Raw genomic sequence first — 19,786 nt, 5'->3', positions numbered from 1 at the left:
CTTCAAGACTACGTTCCAACGATCGATTCGGAATTCGAATCATTTTCCGTACGCGTGATCCTTCCCCGCTTCATCGCCACCGCGCGATCGTCGGCACGCAATCCCGATCGCTCCCCAAGGTAGACGCGATCATTCGATTACTCTATACTCGGCCCAACTTCATCACAAAATGCATGATCTCGTGTGCAACGTGATGTCATTTCGCAATTCGTTGCGCATGCATCCGTTTCGCCACGTCAAGGGGGCCTCCGGCTCCAGCGGCAGGTGTCACGCCCGCCGCATCCATGCCGTCCTCACGGGGCGGTGCCCTGCTCGAACGCGCCTCGCCATGACGGCGCCGCCGGGCTGAACATGACAATCAGACGAACGCGGCATTGCGTTCACTCGACCGCCAGTCGCACCTCGTTGCGGCCGGCATGACTGTTTCCGTCAGTTCAAATCGCGGCCATGCCGGGATCACGAACTTCCATCGCGGCGCCATCCGGCGTCCACGCGGCATGCGCCCGTGCGTGTGCCGCACCGAGATTGAGGGGGTGTATCTTCATGACTCGACGCACTGTCCAGCTGGTGGGCAGCCTGATCGCCATCGTCGCCATCGCCTGGGCGCTCGCCCGCGGCATCGGCGCCGACACATTCAGCCAGCGCGCGGACGATCTCGCGTACTACGCGGGCCAGCACATGCTGCTGGTCGTCTATTCGATGGCGCTCGCGATCGCCGTGGGCGTGCCGGCCGGCGTGCTGCTGAGCCGGCCGCGCTTCCAGCATCAGGCCGAGCGCTTCATGCAGGTCTTCAACATCGGCAACACGATCCCGTCGCTCGCCGTGCTCGCCATCGCGCTCGGCATCTTCGGCATCGGCAACGTGCCCGCGATCGTCGCGCTGTTCCTCGCATCGCTGCTGCCCATCACGCGCAATGCCTACGAAGGCATGAAGAACGTACCGGCCGCGCTGCGCGAAGCCGCCAAGGGCATCGGTATGACGGGCTGGCAATCGCTCGTGCGCGTGGAGTTGCCCAATGCGCTGCCGATCATCGTCGGCGGCGTGCGCACCGCGCTGGCGATCAATGTCGGCACGGCCCCGCTCGCCTACCTGATCGGCGCGGACAGTCTCGGCTCGCTGATTTTCCCCGGCATCTATCTCGACAACCAGCCGCTGCTGCTGCTCGGCGCGTCGCTCACCGCGATCCTCGCGCTCGTGCTGGACGGCCTCGTCGCGGCCGGCAGCCGCCATTGGCTCGCCCGCCACGGAGGTGCCGCATGACGCTCCACCGCACCATTCGATCGCTCGCGCGCCTGTGCGCCGTCGCCGCGTTGTGCGTGGCGGCGAGCGCACCGGCCTGCGCGGCGAAGCTCGTGCTGGGCGCGAAGAACTTCACCGAGCAATACGTGCTGGCGGAACTCACCGCGCAATACCTGCGCGCGCGCGGCTACGACGTGGAAGTCCGCTCGGGCCTCGGCAGCACGCTCGTGCGCAGCGCGCTGGAGAACGGCCAGTTCGATCTCATGTGGGATTACACGGGCACCGCCGCGCTCGTCTACAACAAGATCGACGACAAGCTGTCGCCCGACGAAATGTACCGGCGCGTCAAGGCGCTCGACGTGCCGCGCGGGCTCGTCTGGCTCGACGCGTCGCCGCTCAACGACACCTACGCGATCGGCCTGCCCAGCCCGCTCGCGCAGGCCACCGGCATCCGGACCGTCTCGCAGCTCGCCGAGCACCTGAAGACCGACCCCGACGCGAAGCACTACGTGTTCGGGATGGACGCCGAATTCGCGAATCGCCCCGACGGGCTGAAGCCGCTGCTCGCCGCCTACGGCATGCAGTTCAGCCGCGCGCAGCTCAAGCAGATGGACCCGGGGCTCGTCTACACGGCGCTGCACAACAACCAGCTGAAGATCGGCCTCGTCTACACGACCGACGGGCGCGTGAAGGGCTTCGGCATCGTGCCGCTCGAGGACGACAAGCACTTCTTCCCGCCGTACAACGCGACGCCCGTGGTGCGCAAGGGCACGCTCGATCGCAATCCGAAACTTGCGACGCAGCTCAACGCGCTGTCGGCCGCGCTCGACAACGACGTGATGCAGGCGATGGCCAAGGAGGTCGACCTCGACGGCAAGTCGCCGCGCGACGTCGCCGACGCGTTCCTGCGCACGCACAAGCTGCCCTGACGGAGAACCGATGAACGTATTCGACTATCTCGCATCGAGCTGGCCCGAACTGCTGCAGCTCACGTTGCAGCACATCTGGCTGGTCGGTATCGCCGTAGGCTGCGCGATCGTGTCCGGCGTACCGCTCGGCATCCTGATCAATCGCCACGACTGGCTTGCCGGGCCGCTGCTCGGCGTCGCGACCGTCGTGCTCACGCTGCCGTCCATCGCGCTGTTCGGCCTGATGATCCCGCTCTTCTCGCGCTTCGGCCAGGGGATCGGCGCCGCCCCCGCGATCACCGCCGTGTTCCTGTACTCGCTGCTGCCGATCATGCGCAACACGTACCTCGCGCTGCACAACGTCGATGCGGGCATCAAGGAAGCCGGCACCGGCATCGGCATGACGTCGTGGCAGCGCCTGCGGCTCGTCGACCTGCCGCTCGCGGTGCCCGTGATTCTCGCGGGCGTGCGCACCGCCGTCGTGATGAACATCGGCGTGATGACGATCGCCGCCGTGGTCGGCGCGGGCGGGCTCGGCACGCTGATCCTGCGCGCCATCGGCCAGAGCAGCATGATGAAACTGCTGGTGGGCGCGGTGCTCGTGAGCCTGCTCGCGATCGTCGCCGACCGGCTCCTGCAGAGGCTGCAGCGAGCATTGACACCGAAGGGAGTCCAGAAGACATGATCGAACTCGACAAACTGACCAAGACCTTCACGCGCAAGGACGGCCAGGCCGTGCGCGCCGTCGACGCCGTGAGCCTCTCGGTGGCCGAGGGGGAAATCTGCGTGTTCCTCGGCCCGTCGGGCTGCGGCAAGACCACCACGCTCAAGATGATCAACCGGCTCATCGCCCCCACATCCGGCCGCGTGCTGATCAACGGCGAGGATACGGCGCAGCTGAACGAGGTCGACCTGCGGCGCCACATCGGCTACGTGATCCAGCAGATCGGGTTGTTCCCGAACATGACGATCGAGGAAAACATCACCGTCGTGCCGCGCCTGCTGGGCTGGGACAAGAAGCGCTGCGCCGAGCGCGCGCGCGACCTGATGGCGATGGTCGCGCTCGATCCGAAGCTGTACCTGAAACGCTATCCGCGCGAGCTGTCGGGCGGGCAGCAGCAGCGGATCGGCGTGATTCGCGCGCTGGCCGCCGATCCGCCCGTGCTGCTGATGGACGAACCGTTCGGCGCGGTCGATCCGATCAATCGCGAATCGATCCAGAACGAGTTTTTCCAGATGCAGCGGCAACTGAACAAGACCGTGATCATGGTGAGCCACGATATCGACGAAGCGATCAAGCTGGGCGATCGCATCGCCGTGTTCCGGCGCGGCCAGCTCGTGCAATACGATCACCCCGACACGCTGCTTGCCCGCCCGCGCGACGAATTCGTCGCGCAGTTCGTGGGCCAGGACAGCACGCTCAAGCGCCTGCTGCTCGTGAAGGCCGGCGACGCCGCCACGCAGCCCGAAACGGCCCGGGTCGATACGCCGCTCGCACACGCGCTCGCCGTGATGGACGAAACCGACTGCCGCTACCTGACCGTGCTCGACGACGCGGGCCGCGCGCTCGGCTACGTGACGCGGCGCGCGGCGCGCACCGGCGGCGGCGTGTGCGGCGAGCGCGTGACGCCCTTCCCGGCCGGTGTCGCGGCGGACGACAACCTGCGCATCGTGCTGTCGAAGATGTACCAGTACAGCGCGTCGTGGATGCCGGTGCTCGACCCCGACGGCGCGTGGCTCGGCGAGATCACGCAGGACTCGATCGCCGCGTACCTCAGCTCGGGCCGCTCGCGCCGGCAGACGGGCCAGCCGCCCGGCAGCCCGGCCGATGCGGTCGCGGCAAGCGCCACGCACTGATTCGTCTCCGTGCCGGTGCGGCGTCGCATCGGCACGGGCCAGCGAATCGATACCGTGCGCGAGGGAAAAAAGCGTGCGGTCAGGCCCGGCGATCAAACGCCGCCTGACCCGCCTTCAACTGAAAACCGTCAAACCGGCACCGGCGAGCGGACGCCATTTCCATCATCCGTGTTTCCCGCAGACGTAATCCATGACCAGCGTCTGAATGGAGTCGCGCTCGACATACCGGTAATCATCCGAATTTTCGCGAGATATGTAGACCTCGCCCGGCTGCACTCCGGCCATGCTGGTCTTGCCCATCGCCCAGGTCTTGTTCTCGCAGTCGAACGACCAATCGGATACGACGCGCTTCACCGGAAACGGCGCCGAGTAACGGCGCGGCGCGGCATAAACGATCTTGACCGTCACCCACGAATTGAGCGGATGACGCTCGACGGAAGCGGGATCCACATAGAGCGCGATAGCCGGGCCGGGGCCAAGCGTGATCCAGCTCTCGGCCCATGCCCCGCTTGCGACGAGCGCAAGGGATGCACCCGCAATCCAGCGTCTTTTCATTTTCATTCCTCGAATCCGGCTCGGTGAATTCCGGCGGCCTGATTCTACTTTCTCCGGTTGCGTGACGTGCGCGATTCGAACCGGATCATTCACCGACTTCAAATCATTTCGCCCAATCGACATCCGGTCACGCCTATCGAGCGCGTATAGAAAAATCCGAGCGCCGAATACATCGCGAATTGCATGAATTCGACTCGCGTAGAATGCCCGCAATAATCGAACATCAAGCCGAGCGGGCCGCCCTTCCATTCCACTCGCACCGGCGCAACGCGAACAAGACAACACGGACACGACCCGTGGCATCCGTAAACGGCGCCGCCCCGACCGCGCGCCCTTGCGACGATCGCCCGCCGACGAAGCCTCCATGAGCAAACCGATCCTGTACCTCCTCGCCGGTAACGGCAGCGCGGCCGACTGGTGGGACGATGCGCTGCCCCACTTCCGGCATTACCAGCCTGTGCCGCTGGAACTGCCGGGCTTCGGCGACAACCCCGCGCCGCCCTGCGAGGATCTCGCCGCCTATGCGCAAGCGCTGCTCGACATGACCGAGCCGGGCCACGCGATCATGGCTGTCGGCGTGAACGCGCTGCTGGTGCTGCACGCGTTGCAGCGACGCCCCGGCCACTTCAGCCGCAGCGTGCTGCTCGCGCCCGTTGGCGCATTTCTGTGGGAACGGCGCCTGCCGAAACTGATGGCGCCGAAGCCGCTGCGCAAGACCATCCACTGGTTGCTCGCGCACTACCCGACGCTGTTCGCCCGCAAGTTCTCGAACCTGACGTGGACACGCGCACAGTACCGCCGCATGGGCGCCGGCTATGCGCGCTGCCGTGCGTTCCTGCCGCACTGGGATCTCGTGCGTGCCGATACCGCGCTGCCGCTGCTCGAGTGGGTCGCCGATCGCATCGAACTCGTGTGGGGCGACCAGGACAACGTGCTCGGCGTGCGCCAGGCCGCCGCATGGTCGGCGATCCTCGCGCGCGCCGACCTCACCGTCACGCTGCAGGCCAGCTGGGGACACTATCCGTGGATCGACGCGCCGGCGGCATTCGTGCACTGGCTCGAAGCGGGCGATGCCGGCTTCGTCGCGCATACCAAGGGCGGGCGCCTGGCGCTGGCCACGATGGCTGGCCTGCCCGTGCCGCCCGCGCTGTCGCTGACCCGCGCCGACGATCCGCGCCTGCCCGGCTTTCTCGCGAGCCAGCCCGATGCCGAGTGGGCGGTCCGCTCGTCGAGCCACGGTGAAGACCAGGCCGATGCGGCCAACGCCGGCCTGCATACGACGTTCCTGCGCGTACCGGCCGCGCAGGCGGCCGCGCGCGTGGCCGAGTTGCTCGATGGCGGCCTCGAGGAAGCGGTCGTGCAGCGCTTCATCACGCCCGTGCTGTCGGGCATCGCGTTCGTGCGGCATCTGGCGGTCGAAGTCGAATGGGTGGAAGGCCACCTCGAAACGCTCGCCGACGGGCAGGCCAGCCCGCAACGCGCGATCCTGTCGCGGCTCGGCGAGCCCTGGCAGCGCGGTACGTTCCCCACCGCACACGGCCTGAGCGCGCCGCAGCTGTGGACCTTCCTGCAACGCGTGCTGCGCGCGTTCCACTACGTGCCGGGCGACGTCGAATGGGCGTGGGACGGCCGGCAGCTGTGGCTGCTGCAATACCGTCCGATCAGCAGCTACGGCTGGCATCGCCACCTGACCGCCGCGAACATCGCCGAGATCCTGCCACCGCAGCCGAGCCGGCTGGTCGAGTACGCGCAACGACGCGCGGCCGGCAGCATCCCGGCGATCATGGCGCGCTGGGACGCACGCGTACTGCAGGACAACGAACCATTCACCGCGCTCTATGGCGGCGCGTCGTACATCAACAACGACCTGTTCCTCGCCCGCCTCGCCGACTGGGGCGTGTCGGCCGGCAACTACAGCGGCGAGATCGGCGGCGCGACGCCGCCGCTGCGCTGGCGCCCGCTGCGGCTGCTGGGTTCGCTGCCGGTGTTCTGGCGCATGCTGCGCGTCGCGCGCGGACATCTGCCGACGCTCGAACGCGGCTTGCAGCGCTTCGACCAGGAACTCGCGACGCTCGTCGAGCAGCACGCCGACGGCCAGCAACTCGCCGACTGGTTCACTCGCTTCTACGTGTTCGTCGTGCAGGGCAACCTGTGCATCGCGTCATCGCTGGCCAGCAGCGGCGGCGCACTGTGGGGCCGTCCGCCGACCGCATACGGCCAGCTCGACGACAGCCCGCATCGCCTGCCGTGGGAAACCGATCCGGGCACCACGCGGCCCATGCCTACCGACCTCCCGCTGCAGGCGTTTCCCGACTGGCCGCTGCCGGTTCGCGTGCTCCACACGCTCGGCGCGCCCGGCATGCGCGGCTGGTATCTGCAGGTGCGCGAGTGGTATCGCGACAATCTGATGCGCGTGTTCTTCCGGCTGCATCATGCGATGCCGGCCGCCGATCGCGGCACGTGGTTCGCGCCGCATCCCGAGCGCCGCGAACGCAACGGCAGCTTCTGGCAGGACGGCGGCGAAGGCACCGACGAGGCGGCCGGCTTCATGATCTATCCGGGTCACACGCAAGGCGTGCTCGGCCACGACATCCTGCTGGAAGACACGCTCGATCCGGGCCGGCACGCGCAGTACCAGGCCGCGCGCGCCGTGATCGCGCGCATGGGGGGCCGGCTGTCGCACGGCGCGACACTGCTGCGCGAACTGCGCAAGCCGTCGGCCGTGCTGCCGCGCGTCGATGCGGCGTGGATCGGGCGCGAGGTGCGGCTCAGCGACGGCCGGCTGACGCTGGTCGAATAAACAGGATGCGGTTGCCGTACGCCCGAGCCTGACCTGCGTGCGGGTCAGCGCACCGGCGTGCGGACGACTCCGTCGACCTTCAGCGTGCGCCGGTCGTGCGCGGCTTCGTATTCGACCGTCTGCGCGGGCGTGACGGCGCCGTACGAACGGCCGTTCACATAGACGGTGCCGTCCCGCAGCTCGACCCGGTCGCCGTTGACCGTCGCGGTGGCCCGCTCGCCCTGCAGCACGGCGCCCGAGCAGCCGGCGGTCGAAAAGCTGCGTACCGACGTGCCCGGCATCGCGGCGACACCGCCCGGGTCCGCCGCATGCGCCGCGCTGCACGGCGGCGCATCCATGCTGCCGGCCGCGTGGGCCACGCCCGCGCTGATGCCGCATCCGGCAAGCAATGCAATCGTCATCGGCTTCAGAGGGTTCATGGTGCGCTCCGTTGTCCGCCGCCGCGGATCGATGGCCAGCCGACGCCCATGCGCGCATGGCAGGCAGGCCGGATGCACCCAGTATGCGTCCGGTTCGCGGCACGCCGCCATCCGCGTCAGTACCACTCGTCGCCGCCCCGGTTCGCTCCGACACCGCCCCCCCCCCCCGGAAACACCTCCCGCAGTGCGACCCGTCCCCATGAAAATCCGCCTTGATCAAGTTGCGACCCGCAACTATTATTCATTGCGATCCGCAACCTTTCCAGGCCACCCATGGACCTCATCGACGCGCCCGCCAAGCCTCGCGAAGCCACGATCCTCGAGCTGCGCGACTTCTCCCGCAAACTGGTTCGCGAGCTCGGCTTCATGCGCGCGACGCTGGCCGACAGCGACTGGGCGCCGTCGGCCGTCCACGCGATCCTCGAGATCGGGATGGCGCCCGGCATCAACGCCCGCGATCTCGGCAACATCCTGCGGCTGGACAAATCGAACACGAGCCGGCAACTCGCGCGGCTCGAGGCGGCCGGGGTCGTCGAGCGGCGCGTGTCGAGCGACGATGCGCGCGCGATCGAGCTGTACCTGACCGCCGAAGGGAAAAAGCTCCAGAAGAGAATCGACACGTTCGCGACGGACCAGGTATCGAATGCGTTGCGCCGCATGGTGCCCGCCGACCAGCAGGCGCTGCTGCGCTCGCTCGCGCTGTATGCCGATGCGCTCGCACAGGACAACGCCGCGAAAGCGCCCGCCGCCGCGCTCGATGCGCCAGCGATCCGAGAAGGTTACCAACCGGGCTGCATCGGCGATATAACGAGCCTTCACGCCCGCTTTTATTCGGAACACTGGGGCTTCGGTGCCTTTTTCGAAAAACGCGTGGCGACCGAGCTGGCCGAGTTCGCCGGTGCGCTACCGGCCGACGGCAAGGCGCTTTGGCTATGCCAGGAAGACGGGCGGACACTCGCGTCGCTCGCGATCGACGGCGATCCGGCAACCGGCATCGCGCATCTGCGCTGGTTCATCGTGAACGACGCGCTGCGCGGGTCGGGCATCGGCCGCCGGCTCATGACGGAAGCCATGCGCTTCGTCGACGCGCAGCGGTTTCGCGAAACTTACCTGTGGACGTTCAAGGGGCTGGACTCGGCGCGCCATCTGTACGAGTCGTTCGGCTTCACGCTGACCGACGAATCCGCGGGCACGCATTGGGGAACCGAGGTGGTCGAGCAGCGCTTCAGCCGGCCGGGGCCATCGGGCGATTGAGGGGCGACGGGACGGCTGCGTCGCGCTACCCCATCCCGACGAGCGAATCGAAGACGTTCCTGATCCACGTCTTGACGTCACCCCAGGCGACTGCTTTCTTCCTGAGCATGCTTGTCAGAAACACGATCGACCACGCGACGGCCAAGGCCAGGGCGACGCATACGCTAAAAAATGAAAATTTGCTCATTAAAATCGTACGAGCCGATCGGCTGCAATCAGGACGACCTGCCGGGATTACATCGGGATTTGCGGCAGACCACGTCGTCGCAACCGGATGAACGCCTCACTCTCGATGTAAAAGACGAACGTGCAGGATAACTGCACGCGAGCGACCACACGGCACGCGGCCGGCGCATCACTTGATGCGCTGCACGCGCACGATGCCCCAGACGAGTATCGCGGTAACGACGGCGGTCACCCCGATCGCGAGCCAGATCGACTTGGTCGTGACCCACGTCCCGATGAATGCGGCGGCAAAGAGGCAGGCCGCGCCCCATTCGAGCACATTGTCCAGCCGGTTTCTCGATCGATAGCGTGGCTTGCCGGACGGATCGCGCGGGATCGGTGCCGCCCGCCGCGCGCGCGGCGCGCAAGCGGGAAACGCTTCGACCAGCGCACGGCTCGGCCACGGGTGCGTATCGGCATGCGCGTCGCCAGATCCCGTCACTCGCCAGACGGCGTCGGCATCCGGCGCGCGACGCAGTTCCTGGATCTCGCGGGCCAGGCCGGCATCGGGATCCTTCTGCCGCTCCAGCAACGCGACCTGCGCAAGTTCGGTTGCAAATGCGTCCGTGGTATCACTCACGTCCGGCAATCCGCTCGTGCGAATCAGCACGAATTCACCGAACGCGGTGGCGACGTAGTCGACGAATGCATCGTAGATCGAACGGTAGCGCGCGCCGAGCAGATCGACGAGGTTGCCCCGGCGCGCGGCTGCGCGCGCCAGCGCGCTCGCCTTCGTCGTGACCAGATACGGATAGCGCGCGTCGCGCTCCTCGGGCGTCGCACCTTCCAGATATTCGTCGAGCTCGTCAGCCTGGTCTTCCGGGTCGAAATCGTCGATGCGATACGCGAAGCGCACGTCGTCGGGCCCGAACAGCACGCGCCAGAACAGCGGAATGACCGCGTTCGCTTCGAGCGACGGGCCGCCCGCCGCGAAATAGGCATTCAATTCGCCTTGGCGCCCTTCAGGCATGCGCGGCCACGGCGGGCTCTCGAGAAACACGGGATGGGACATAACGCGGGCCCCCCAGTCGGGATGATCGGATGGTTGTCTTTTTCGGAACGACTTTCACCAACGCACGACAGGCCGACGCATTCTGTCCGACTTTACAAACCTTGTCACCCCGGTCTTTCGACTGGCTTTCCGATGATCGTTCGCGGCGATCCGGGCGGCAAACCGTCGAATAGTCCCATCACTTCGCGTACGTCATGGCCGGCACAAGCAGCCCTGCTTGCGCGATTTTCCCGTCATCATCTGGATATACAAAAATGTCCGTTCGTCCGTTGCCAGCCACGACAGGCACAGCAGTTCCGCCATCGTCCGCAGATGTCGCAGAAAGTTGGCACTCGACCTCACCAGGTATCCGAATCTCGCGCACGCCGCCGCGACCGGGCGCGTGCGCGGCCATCTTCAGTGTCCGCGTCTCGAGAATGTGATCGTCGCGCGCTACGCGCCGAGGCGCTCAGTCGACCGCCGGAATCCATGCGGCGGTCGCCGCGCCGCTCGCGCGGAACGCCGGAAACTTCGCGGCGAGTTCGGCCACGGTATGAATGTCGTTCTTCACGAGATCGTCACGCGTGATCAGCGTCGGCTTCACTGCGATGCGCGCGCCCGGGTCCTGCCCTGCGACCAGCAGCGCGGCGGCCCGCACCGACACCGCGCCGACGACCGCCGGATTGGTCGCGGCCGTCGCGACCCACGCGCTGTTCGGCGCGCGGATGGCCTCGATGTCGGCCGTCGACACGTCCGCGCTGTAGATGCGGATTTTCGACGAGAGCCGGGCCTCGTCCGCCGCGAGCTTTGCGCCGCGCGCGAACTCGTCGTACGGCGCGAACACGACGCGAATGTCGGGATTCGCGCGATACACGGCCGCCGCCTGGTTCGCGACCGATTGCGCGATCGGATTGTCGACGGTGCCCCAGCGCGCCTTTTCCTGCACCTTCGGGTGCGCATGCTTGAAATCGCGCCACGCGGCATCGCGCCGGTCGAGCGGCGCGAATCCGGCCACGTACACGTACCCGGCCGCGAACGCGTCGCCGTTGTCCTTCACGGCCTGATCCAGCAGCAGGTTCGCCAGGTCGCGATCGTTCTGCTCGATCTGCGGCACCTTCGGATTGGCGAGATCGACGTCGAACGCGACAACCTTGATGCCTTTGTCCAGCGCGCGCTGAACGACGTCCTTCAGCGATTCCGGCAAACCGTGATTGACGATGATCGCGGACACGCCGATGCTGATCGCCTGCTGAATCTGCTCACGCTGCTCGGCTGCGTCCTGCCGGCCTTCGTAGATGCGCAGGTCGACGCCGAGCGCCCGTGCCTGCTTCTGCGCGCCGGCTTCGTAGGCCTGGAAGAAATCGCCGGTCGACAGGTAGTTGACGAGCGCGATCTTCACGCCGCCCTTGTCGAACGGCGCAGGCGCCCCCTTGAGCGGACCGGCGTGGGCCGTGGGCACACCGAACACGAGCGCGGTGCCCAGCACGAGTGCACCGAGTTTCAGTTCGATACGCGACTTTCGGCGAAGCAACGAGCGCATGGCGTGTCTGTCTCCACATAGGACGATATCGGCTCAATCTATCAGCGCACCACGCGAATTCAAACCGACCGATTCAGCAATGGATATTATTTTGGATAACAAACCGTCCTGCGTGAAGATTCTCCGAACCGTGGGAGCCCGATCCTGGTCTCGGCGACCTCACGCGTCACGCCCGGGCATCGGTACGGCGACCGATGCCGAACGTAAATGCAAGGGCCAGCACGAGCAGGACGCCCTTGATGAAATCCTGCATGTAGTAGGGTGCGTTCAGCATCGTGAGCCCGTTGAGCAGCACGCCGACGAACACCGCCCCGACGACCGTGCCGAATACGTTGGGCCGCTTCGCGCCCCACACCGCGTAACCGATCAGCGCCGCCGCCACCGCATCGAGCAGCAGCGAGTGGCCCGCGCTCACGTCGCCGCGGCCGACCCGCGCGGCGATCAGCACGCCGCCCAGCGACGCGATCGCGCCCGACACGACATACGCGGCGACGCGGTAGCGCGCGGCCGGCGCGCCGGCCAGCCGCGCGGCCGTTTCGTTGCCGCCGATCGCATAGATCACGCGGCCCCAGCGCGTCGCTTCCATCGTGATGCAGGCCAGCACCGTCACCGCCGCGAGCAGCAGGACCGGCAGCGGTACGACGTCGAACACGCGCAACCGGCCGAGCGCGAGAAAGGCGTCGGGGAACACGCCCGTCGCGTCCGTGCCGTCGGGCAGCACGGAGCCGGTCGCGAGCGAACGGCCGCCGGTCGGGATCAACTGCAGGCCGGCCAGCAGGAACAGCGTGCCGAGCGTCGCGAGCTGGTCGGGTACGCGCAGCCGCGTGATCAGCAAGCCGTTGAACAAGCCGGCGGCCACGCCAAGCACGATGCAGGCGAGCACAGCCGCCCATGCGCTGCCGTGCCAGACGACCAGCACGTAGCTCGCGGCCATCTGCGCGGTGGCGGCCACGCTGCCGACCGACAGGTCGAAGCCGCCGGCCGCGAGCGTGACCGTCACGCCGATGCCGAGCAACGCGACGATCGACACCGCCTGCAGGATGCTGAACAGATTGTCGACGTTCAGGAAAGCCGGCTCCCTGAGCGCGAACACGACCACGAGGACGCCCAGCACGAGCAGGATGCCCGTCCGTTCAAGCACATCGCGGATGCGCGCCGGCCCGGGGCGCGACGACCGTTCGACGGATGCGGCATGGCGGACAGCGGAAGAAGTCACGGGTTTCATGAGCAGGCACGCACGATGGAAGAAGGGGGAGGCGGGCAATCGAGCGTCGCGCGATCGAACCGCACGATACGATCGGCGATCTCGGCCGCTTCCTCGAGATCGCTGACGAACACGATCGTCGTGCGCTCATGCGCATGACGCCGCAGCGTATCGACGATATCGGCGCGCGCGCCCGCATCGATGCCCTGGAACGGCTCGTCGAGCAGCAACAGCCGCGCCGGCTCGGCGTGCCAGCGCGCGAGCACGACCTTCTGCTGGTTGCCGCCGGACAGGTGCGCGACGCGATCGTCGGGCCCGTCGCAGCGAATGCCGAACCGCGCGATCGCCGTCGCGGCCGCCGTGCGTTCGCGCGCCCGGCGCACCGCGCCGCTCGCGAACCAGCGCGACAGGAACGGAAAGCCGATCGTGCCCGCGATCGACGCGAACGGAACGCTGTCGGGAAACAACGACGTACGCCAGCGGTCCTCGCCGGCCAGGAATACGCCGGCGCGAATCGCGTCGGCCGGCGAACGTGGCCGCCACGGCCGCCCGTCGAGCGTCATCTCGCCGGCCGCCGCCCGCACCGCGCCGAAGATCGTCCGCGCGAAGCGCGATTTGCCGCCGCCGACGGGGCCCGCGATCGCGACGATCTCGCCGCGCTGCACATCGAGATCGAACGGAGTACTGGTCGGCGTCAGCCGCATCTGCCGCACGCTGAAGCCTGGGCCTGGGCCTGAGCCTACCCCGGCTCCGGCCAGCCCGGCACGCTCCGGCGCCGGTGCACGCGTACGCGGCAACGGCCGGCCGATCATCGTTTCCACCGCGGCGTCGAAATCGATCGGCGCGGCCAGGTCGGCGACGATCCGCCCGTCGCGGACGATCGCCGCGCGATCGGCGATGCGGCGCAAATCGCCGAGCCGATGCGACACCAGCAGGATGGCGACGCCGTCGCGGCGCAACGCGTCCACCAGCACGAACAGCCGCTCGGCCTCCGCCGCCGACAGGCTGGCGGTCGGCTCGTCGAGAATCAGCAACGATGGCTGCCCGGCCAGCGCACGCGCCAAAGTCACGCGCTGCTGGTCGGCCAGCGACAGCGAGGCGAGCGGTGCGGCCAGGTCGACGTCGAGCCCGACCCGCGCGGCGAGCGATCGCGCCGCCGCGCGCCGTGCGGCCGGCGGCGCGCGCCACGGCGAGGCCGGGTCGCACAGCCGGTCGAGCAGCAGGTTGTCGGCAATCGACAGCGTCGGCACGACGGCGTCGGCCACCGACTGGTGCACGGTCGCGACGCCGAGTCGCTTGGCCGCGTGCGGCGACGCCGGCCGATAGGGTTCGCCGCGCAGCGTCAGCGTGCCGCCGTCCGCTTGCAGCGCGCCGCTCAGGATCTTGACGAAGGTCGACTTGCCCGCGCCGTTCGCGCCCATCAACGCGACGACTTCGCCGGCGCCGATCGACAGGTCGAGCGCCGCCAGCGCGACGGTCGCCTCGAAGCGCTTCGCGACGCCCGTGGCGCTCAGGACAGGCGGTAACGTCGATCGATGGGGCCGATCGTCGCGCGTCACGTCCATCGTCTCGTTCGTCGCGCTATTCATACCGAAGATTCCGGACGGCGCGATGCGGTTGCAGGAGAAACAGGTCGTCGTGGGTCATGTCACGCAACTCCACTGAGGGTCGTCCGGTATTGATCGGCTCGTCAGCCCGCTTCCGGCACCGGAAACCGGAACGAAGCGCCATAGGCGGTGTCGGGCAGGCGGTCCCTTCCGCTCAGCCGTGAACGGAAGGTGCCGCTCGCCGGCGTCGCTCGGTAAAGACCGCGCTTTTTCAGTTCCGGCACGATCAGTTCGGCGAAATCGTCGAGCGTACCCGGGCTGATGAGCGGATTGAGCATGTAGCCGCTCGTCGTCGATTGCCGCGCATGCTCGGCGAGCTGGTCGGCGACTTCGTCGGGCGAGCCGACGAGGATCAGGTCGGTGCCGCGCGTGACATTCGCGAACTTGCGCCGCACGTCGCCGGCGGTGAGCGGCTTGCCGCTGCCGTCCGGCCGCACCACGTAGGACGTGAGCCCTTCCGTTTGCGTCGTCAACGGCTCGTCGTCCGCATAGCGATCGATGTCGATGCCGGTATCGCCCGCATAGCTGACGAGTTGAGCCTGCAGGTGATAGTGCTGCTGCAGCGCGTGGTACTTCTCCTTCGCGTCGGCCGACGAACGCGCCGTCACGATCCGCAGCACCGTGAGCGCCTTCACATCCTCCGCTGCCCGGCCGTTTCCGACCGCCAGCCGCCGGATTTCATCGAGGCCGGTGCGAATCTCGTGCGGATTCGACTTCGCGACGAACACCACCTCAGCGTGCTTCGCCGCGAACTCACGCCCGCGCCCGGACCAGCCGGCCTGGATCAGCACCGGCGAGCGCTGCGGCGACGGCGCACAGACGTGCGGGCCACGCACGCGATAATGCGCGCCTTCGTGCGCGATCGGCCGCACACGGTCGCCGCGCGCGTAGCGCGGCTCGCGCTTGTCGGCGACGACCGCGTCGTCCGCCCAGCTCCCTTCCCACAGCTTGTAGGCCACGTCGAGAAACTCCTCCGCACGTGCGTAGCGTTCGTCGTGGCCGATCATCCGGTCGAGCCCGAAGTTGCGCGCCGCGCTCGTCAGATAGGAGGTCACGATGTTCCAGCCGATCCGGCCGTTGCTCAGGTGGTCGAGCGTGCTGAAGCGCCGCGCGAGCGCGAATGGATGTTCATACGTCGTGCTCGCGGTCACCCCGAACGCGAGCCGCTCGGTCTGCGCGACGAGCGCCGGAATCAGCATCATCGGATCGTTCGCGGGCGCCTCGACCGCCCACTGGACCGCCGCGTCGGCCGACCCGCCATGGACGTCATACAGGCCGAGCACGTCCGCGAAGAACAGCATGTCGAGATCGGCCTGTTCGGCCGTACGCGCGAGGTTCGACCAGAACGCGAGCGTGTTCGCGCGCAGCCGTTCGTCGGCGGGATGGGTCCACAGGCTCGGCGCACCGCCGCAGCCGACGCTGGCCTGTTCGTAAAGGGAAAACAGCAAGGGGCGAGGATCGGACATCGTCGTGTTCAGTGCAAAAGCAGGCATCAGTTGGGTGCCGCCCACGCGCCGGACGATGCGCGGCGGCGCCGTGCGGGCGGGCGATCGTCGGGCTCGCGCGTCAGGTAGCGGTTGAGGTGTGTCTCGAGACGGGCGGCCGGAATCGTCAGCAGCGCGACCAACACGACATAGACGATCGCCGCGCCGGCCAGCGACTCATAAACGCGCAAGGTTTCGAAACGAAGCGTATTGGCCGTCCCCATCACGTCGAACACGGTGACGGTCGACGCGAGGACGGTCGACTTCAGCAGCAGGATCGCTTCGCCGGTGAGCGCCGGCAGCGCGAGTCGCCACGCACGCGGACCGACGATCCGGCGCAGTACACCCGCCCGCGTCATTCCGTATGCCAAGCCGGCCTCGATTTCGCCGGCCGGCACCCCGGCAATCGCGCCGCGCAGGATCGTCGCGACATAGGCGCCCTCGTTCACGCTCAACGCGACGACCGCATACCAGAACGCGTCGCGCAACAGCGGCGACGCCCAGCTGTCGCGCATCCATTCGCGCGGGACGATCTGGCCGAAGCCGTAATACAGCAGATAAAGCTGCACCAGCAGCGGTGTACCGCGAACCAGCATGATCCAGCCGCGCGCGGGCCAGCGGCAGGGTGCGTGACGCGAACCCGCCGCCAGCGCGAGCGGAATGCCGATCGCCACGCTGGCGATACCCGACAACAGCAGCAACGCCAGGGTCGTCGGCACCGCGGCGAGCAGCTTCGGCATCACCGTGTCGAGCAGGAACGTCAGCGAAAAACTCATGCGCAGGCGCGCCTCGTACCACGATTCACGTAACGTTCGAGCATCGCGAAAAGGCCCGTCGACGCGACGCTCAACAACAGGAACAGCGCGGCCGTGACCAGGTAAAAGAAAACGTAATGCCGCGTCGCACCGGCGGCGAGCTGGCTCGCCTTCAGCAGATCCGTGAAAGACCCGAGCACGCTGATGAACGACGCATCCTTGGTCGCGTTCAGCCACACGTTGCCGACGCCCGGCAGCGCGAGCCGCGCCGCAACCGGAAGCCGGATGCGGGTCAACGTTTGCCACGGGCTCATTCCGTACGCGTGCGCGGCCTCGATCTGCCCGACCGGCACGTTGACGAGCGCCGCGCGGAAGATGTCGGTCAGATAGGCGCCCTGGATGAAACCGAGCGACAACGCGGCCACGATGAACGGATCGAACGCGAAGCCGTCGGGCACCAGGCCGCTGCCGTGCAACGCGGACTCGAGCGCTGGTGCGACCGCATAGAACGCGAGCAGCAGGCACAACAGTTCGGGCAGCGCGCGCACGAGTGTCGTGTAGAGCCGTGCCAGCCACGCGAGCGGGGCGTGCCGCGACAGCTTGCCGAGCGCGCCCGCGATGCCGAGCAGCGTCCCGGCGCAGAACGACGCAGACGCGACGCCGAGCGTCAGTGCGAACGCGCCGGCGAAGATGCGCCCGTAACCGCCGTCGCCGAACGCAAGCAATGCCAGCAGCGAATCGTCCGCGGTCATCGGCTCAGCGCCCCTTCTCGATCGTACCCTTCAGGTTCGGATAGCGAGCGGTGATCGTATCCCACGTGCCGTCCTGCTGCAGTTGCGCGATCACGGTCGACAACCGGCCGCGCCATGCATCGCCTTGACGCACGCCCGCGCCGATGCCGAGACCGAGCACGGGATTGTCCGCGCAGGTGGCCTTGACCTCGAAATCCTTGCCGTCACGCGACGACAGGAAGGCCGTAAACAAGCCCTTCGCTTCCTGCACGTAATCGACCCGGCCCGAGACCAGATCCGCGAGCGCGTTGTCGAATTTGTCGAACGCCTTGATCTGGGCGTCGCGCTTGAAACGTGCATCGAGGAACGCCGAGAAGTTCGTGCCCGCCTCCACGCCGATCACGCGATCCTTGAAGGTGGCCGGCACCGCGCAATCGACGCGGCGCCGATCGCTTTTCGCGCCGACGAAAACCGTCGGCGACTCATAGTAAGCACGACTGAAGTCGATCGCCTTCTGCCGTTCGCCGGTGATCGTCATCGACGACCAGATCACGTCGATCTTGCGGTTCTGCAGCGCGGGGATCAGCCCGTCCCATGCGATGTCGGTGAGTTCGCAACGTACATTGAGCTTGCTGCATGCCGCGTCGAGCAGGTCGACCTCCCAGCCCTTCCACTTGCCGGTGGCATCCTTCGAGAAGAACGGCGGGTACGACTCGGCGTCGATGCCGACGCGCAGCGTCGGTTGCGCCGCGTGGGCGGCCGGCAAAAGACCGATTACGAACAGCGCGGCCGCGGCGCGGCGGACCGTTGAGGGCATCAAGCGATTCATTTGGCAGACTTCTCGGATAACGTCGACATCGCCGGTGTCGCACCGGCATCGGGATGCGTGACTTTAGTGCCTGCCGATGCGTGTACCAAATGGTTATTTTTTCGATGGATATCTGATCGGAAGATATGCCGCTGCCCTACGTGCCTGAGGCCAGGACTACTCAAACCGTCGGCCTCGAATTCCGGCGTCTCTTGATTCCGGAGAACGCCGGGTCGACGGCCCCTCAACCGACGAACTTCGCTTCCACACCGCTTCGCACCACGAGATCGAAACGCTCGGGGCGGATATGGAATACCGTGGATTCGCACGTGCGGCCATCCGACAGGCGCGACGTACGCCGCAATACGAGCAATGGCGCGTGCAAGGCAATCCGGAGGTGCGCTGCGACTTCCATCGGAGAACCAATGGCCGTGACCGACATGTCCGCATCCGTGATGCGCCAGCCCAGCACGCCCTCGAGTACCTCGTAGGTCGACATTTGCCGCGCCTGCTCGAAGGTGACGATTCCGGCATCGGGCAGCAGGCAGATCTGCGCGAGCGCGATGGGCTCGTCGTCGACCCAGTGCAGGCGTTCGAGATAGATGCAGCGCGTCACGTCGGTCGAGAACGCGTGTCGAAGGCCCGTCTTGTGCGAAACGGCTTTCGCCGACGGGCGACAGGCCGACGCATGCGCGCCCGACCTGACCCACCTTGTCACCGGGGGCTTTCGACGGCCTTTCCGACGCTCGCCCGGTGACGATCGCGGCAGAAAACCGTCGAATATTCTCATCACTTCGAGCCGGTCACCCACCCTCGCCATCACACCCGAACGCGTTCATCGGCCTTCGAACGCCTAGGGAAAATCCGGAGACATCCTTACAGCGATTTACCTGATGATTCATGGAAGCGTCATGTTGCGGCGATTCAGGTGTCCGCCAAGCTTTCAATTCGCGTCACGAAACCGATGCCGCCGCGCGGCACATGCGCTGACCGAAACCTGAAACGGCAGCCACCGGCGAATCGTCAGGTGTTCAATACTTTCAACAACCCGGTCGAGAGTAATCGTGAGATTCCGTGGCCCGCTGGTGCGGTGGAGACGAGGCGATGCGCGAAACCTGCGCGCTACGATCGCGTCCTCCGACGACAGTGGCTGCGGCCCAAGCCCTCGCCTGCCGCTGTCGATCTACACCATCCTGTCCCGCCGCTCCGTTCGCCGCCACAACGCCGTCGCCGCGCGTGCGTACGTCGCGATCCATACCGACGACGTGGCATCGCTACTGCCTTAGCGCCCCGCCACTTTCCCTGACTCCGTTCGACCCATTCGCCGTGTCACCCGACCGGTGACGGGATCGGCTCGCACTGCGTTTCCTTGCAAGCCGGCTCCTGATCGAACGGACTCCTGATCGCCG

The 19,786-nt window shown here is 67.1% G+C and carries 17 protein-coding genes; 6 read left to right on the top strand and 11 right to left on the bottom strand.

Features of this window, described 5'->3' with window-relative positions:
• Positions 1 to 543 precede the first annotated feature (543 nt).
• The 4 genes from LGM89_RS25380 to LGM89_RS25365 are packed head-to-tail and all read left to right on the top strand — an operon-like array spanning position 544 to position 4,004.
• Positions 544 to 1,260, top strand: coding sequence for an ABC transporter permease (locus tag LGM89_RS25380; RefSeq protein ID WP_089498929.1), 717 nt, complete (start codon positions 544 to 546; stop codon positions 1,258 to 1,260).
• Positions 1,257 to 2,168 (top strand): glycine betaine ABC transporter substrate-binding protein, encoded by a 912-nt coding sequence (locus tag LGM89_RS25375; protein ID WP_226274310.1) that lies wholly within the window; start codon positions 1,257 to 1,259, stop codon positions 2,166 to 2,168. The genes LGM89_RS25380 and LGM89_RS25375 overlap by 4 nt, the downstream gene beginning before the upstream one ends.
• Before the next feature lie 10 nt (positions 2,169 to 2,178).
• Positions 2,179 to 2,832: an ABC transporter permease gene (locus LGM89_RS25370; RefSeq protein WP_226274309.1), complete on the top strand. Its 654-nt coding sequence runs from the start codon at positions 2,179 to 2,181 to the stop codon at positions 2,830 to 2,832.
• Positions 2,829 to 4,004, top strand: a complete 1,176-nt coding sequence (locus LGM89_RS25365) for an ABC transporter ATP-binding protein (RefSeq protein ID WP_089429931.1) — start codon at positions 2,829 to 2,831, stop codon at positions 4,002 to 4,004. Before LGM89_RS25370 ends, LGM89_RS25365 begins: the two co-directional genes overlap by 4 nt.
• 162 nt (positions 4,005 to 4,166) lie before the next feature.
• Here LGM89_RS25365 and LGM89_RS25360 read toward each other — a convergent pair whose 3' ends face one another.
• Positions 4,167 to 4,565, bottom strand: coding sequence for a surface-adhesin E family protein (locus LGM89_RS25360; RefSeq protein ID WP_226274308.1), 399 nt, complete (start codon positions 4,563 to 4,565; stop codon positions 4,167 to 4,169).
• A gap of 358 nt (positions 4,566 to 4,923) precedes the next feature.
• Between LGM89_RS25360 and LGM89_RS25355 the strand changes: the two genes are divergently transcribed.
• On the top strand, positions 4,924 to 7,359 hold the full coding sequence (locus LGM89_RS25355) for a PEP-utilizing enzyme (RefSeq protein ID WP_226274307.1): 2,436 nt from the start codon (positions 4,924 to 4,926) through the stop codon (positions 7,357 to 7,359).
• 44 nt (positions 7,360 to 7,403) lie between these two features.
• On the opposite strand, the gene LGM89_RS25350 is transcribed toward LGM89_RS25355, so the two are convergent.
• A complete protein-coding gene (locus LGM89_RS25350) occupies positions 7,404 to 7,778 on the bottom strand; it encodes a sugar ABC transporter ATPase (protein WP_089498935.1) in 375 nt (124 codons plus the stop codon).
• A gap of 273 nt (positions 7,779 to 8,051) precedes the next feature.
• On the opposite strand from LGM89_RS25350, the gene LGM89_RS25345 reads away from it, so the two are divergent.
• Entirely contained in the window at positions 8,052 to 9,032 is a 981-nt protein-coding gene (locus LGM89_RS25345; protein WP_226205165.1) for a helix-turn-helix domain-containing GNAT family N-acetyltransferase, read from the top strand.
• Between the two features lie 355 nt (positions 9,033 to 9,387).
• On the opposite strand, the gene LGM89_RS25340 is transcribed toward LGM89_RS25345, so the two are convergent.
• From LGM89_RS25340 to LGM89_RS25300, 9 genes are all read right to left on the bottom strand, one after another.
• Positions 9,388 to 10,269, bottom strand: a complete 882-nt coding sequence (locus tag LGM89_RS25340; protein ID WP_089498937.1) for a hypothetical protein — start codon at positions 10,267 to 10,269, stop codon at positions 9,388 to 9,390.
• Between the two features lie 448 nt (positions 10,270 to 10,717).
• Entirely contained in the window at positions 10,718 to 11,788 is a 1,071-nt protein-coding gene (locus LGM89_RS25335; protein ID WP_089498938.1) for a substrate-binding domain-containing protein, read from the bottom strand.
• A gap of 166 nt (positions 11,789 to 11,954) precedes the next feature.
• Positions 11,955 to 13,013 (bottom strand): ABC transporter permease, encoded by a 1,059-nt coding sequence (locus tag LGM89_RS25330; RefSeq protein WP_226274306.1) that lies wholly within the window; start codon positions 13,011 to 13,013, stop codon positions 11,955 to 11,957.
• Positions 13,010 to 14,581, bottom strand: a complete 1,572-nt coding sequence (locus LGM89_RS25325; RefSeq protein ID WP_226274305.1) for a sugar ABC transporter ATP-binding protein — start codon at positions 14,579 to 14,581, stop codon at positions 13,010 to 13,012. Before LGM89_RS25325 ends, LGM89_RS25330 begins: the two co-directional genes overlap by 4 nt.
• Before the next feature lie 101 nt (positions 14,582 to 14,682).
• Positions 14,683 to 16,065 (bottom strand): LLM class flavin-dependent oxidoreductase, encoded by a 1,383-nt coding sequence (locus LGM89_RS25320; protein WP_089499082.1) that lies wholly within the window; start codon positions 16,063 to 16,065, stop codon positions 14,683 to 14,685.
• 26 nt (positions 16,066 to 16,091) lie between these two features.
• Positions 16,092 to 16,859, bottom strand: coding sequence for an ABC transporter permease (locus tag LGM89_RS25315; protein ID WP_226274304.1), 768 nt, complete (start codon positions 16,857 to 16,859; stop codon positions 16,092 to 16,094).
• On the bottom strand, positions 16,856 to 17,590 hold the full coding sequence (locus tag LGM89_RS25310) for an ABC transporter permease (RefSeq protein ID WP_089498942.1): 735 nt from the start codon (positions 17,588 to 17,590) through the stop codon (positions 16,856 to 16,858). Before LGM89_RS25310 ends, LGM89_RS25315 begins: the two co-directional genes overlap by 4 nt.
• A 4-nt stretch (positions 17,591 to 17,594) precedes the next feature.
• The gene (locus tag LGM89_RS25305; RefSeq protein ID WP_319001515.1) at positions 17,595 to 18,398 is read right to left on the bottom strand and encodes a transporter substrate-binding domain-containing protein; all 804 of its coding nucleotides are present in this window, start codon (positions 18,396 to 18,398) and stop codon (positions 17,595 to 17,597) included.
• Between the two features lie 223 nt (positions 18,399 to 18,621).
• On the bottom strand, positions 18,622 to 19,188 hold the full coding sequence (locus LGM89_RS25300; RefSeq protein WP_226274302.1) for a UTRA domain-containing protein: 567 nt from the start codon (positions 19,186 to 19,188) through the stop codon (positions 18,622 to 18,624).
• Positions 19,189 to 19,786 lie beyond the last annotated feature (598 nt).

This window comes from Burkholderia sp. AU31624, assembly GCF_020420065.1.
Taxonomy (GTDB): Bacteria; Pseudomonadota; Gammaproteobacteria; order Burkholderiales; family Burkholderiaceae; genus Burkholderia.
The sequence above is the reverse complement of the archived record's forward strand: the minus strand, read 5'-3'. Positions and strand labels throughout refer to the sequence as shown.

Coding starts and splice junctions, on each gene's coding strand:
- LGM89_RS25380 (WP_089498929.1), top strand. CDS start 544: ATGACTCGACGCACTGTCCAGCTGGTGGGCAGCCTGATCGCCATCGTC.
- LGM89_RS25375 (WP_226274310.1), top strand. CDS start 1,257: ATGACGCTCCACCGCACCATTCGATCGCTCGCGCGCCTGTGCGCCGTC.
- LGM89_RS25370 (WP_226274309.1), top strand. CDS start 2,179: ATGAACGTATTCGACTATCTCGCATCGAGCTGGCCCGAACTGCTGCAG.
- LGM89_RS25365 (WP_089429931.1), top strand. CDS start 2,829: ATGATCGAACTCGACAAACTGACCAAGACCTTCACGCGCAAGGACGGC.
- LGM89_RS25360 (WP_226274308.1), bottom strand. CDS start 4,565: ATGAAAATGAAAAGACGCTGGATTGCGGGTGCATCCCTTGCGCTCGTC.
- LGM89_RS25355 (WP_226274307.1), top strand. CDS start 4,924: ATGAGCAAACCGATCCTGTACCTCCTCGCCGGTAACGGCAGCGCGGCC.
- LGM89_RS25350 (WP_089498935.1), bottom strand. CDS start 7,778: ATGAACCCTCTGAAGCCGATGACGATTGCATTGCTTGCCGGATGCGGC.
- LGM89_RS25345 (WP_226205165.1), top strand. CDS start 8,052: ATGGACCTCATCGACGCGCCCGCCAAGCCTCGCGAAGCCACGATCCTC.
- LGM89_RS25340 (WP_089498937.1), bottom strand. CDS start 10,269: ATGTCCCATCCCGTGTTTCTCGAGAGCCCGCCGTGGCCGCGCATGCCT.
- LGM89_RS25335 (WP_089498938.1), bottom strand. CDS start 11,788: ATGCGCTCGTTGCTTCGCCGAAAGTCGCGTATCGAACTGAAACTCGGT.
- LGM89_RS25330 (WP_226274306.1), bottom strand. CDS start 13,013: ATGAAACCCGTGACTTCTTCCGCTGTCCGCCATGCCGCATCCGTCGAA.
- LGM89_RS25325 (WP_226274305.1), bottom strand. CDS start 14,581: ATGAATAGCGCGACGAACGAGACGATGGACGTGACGCGCGACGATCGG.
- LGM89_RS25320 (WP_089499082.1), bottom strand. CDS start 16,065: ATGTCCGATCCTCGCCCCTTGCTGTTTTCCCTTTACGAACAGGCCAGC.
- LGM89_RS25315 (WP_226274304.1), bottom strand. CDS start 16,859: ATGAGTTTTTCGCTGACGTTCCTGCTCGACACGGTGATGCCGAAGCTG.
- LGM89_RS25310 (WP_089498942.1), bottom strand. CDS start 17,590: ATGACCGCGGACGATTCGCTGCTGGCATTGCTTGCGTTCGGCGACGGC.
- LGM89_RS25305 (WP_319001515.1), bottom strand. CDS start 18,398: ATGAATCGCTTGATGCCCTCAACGGTCCGCCGCGCCGCGGCCGCGCTG.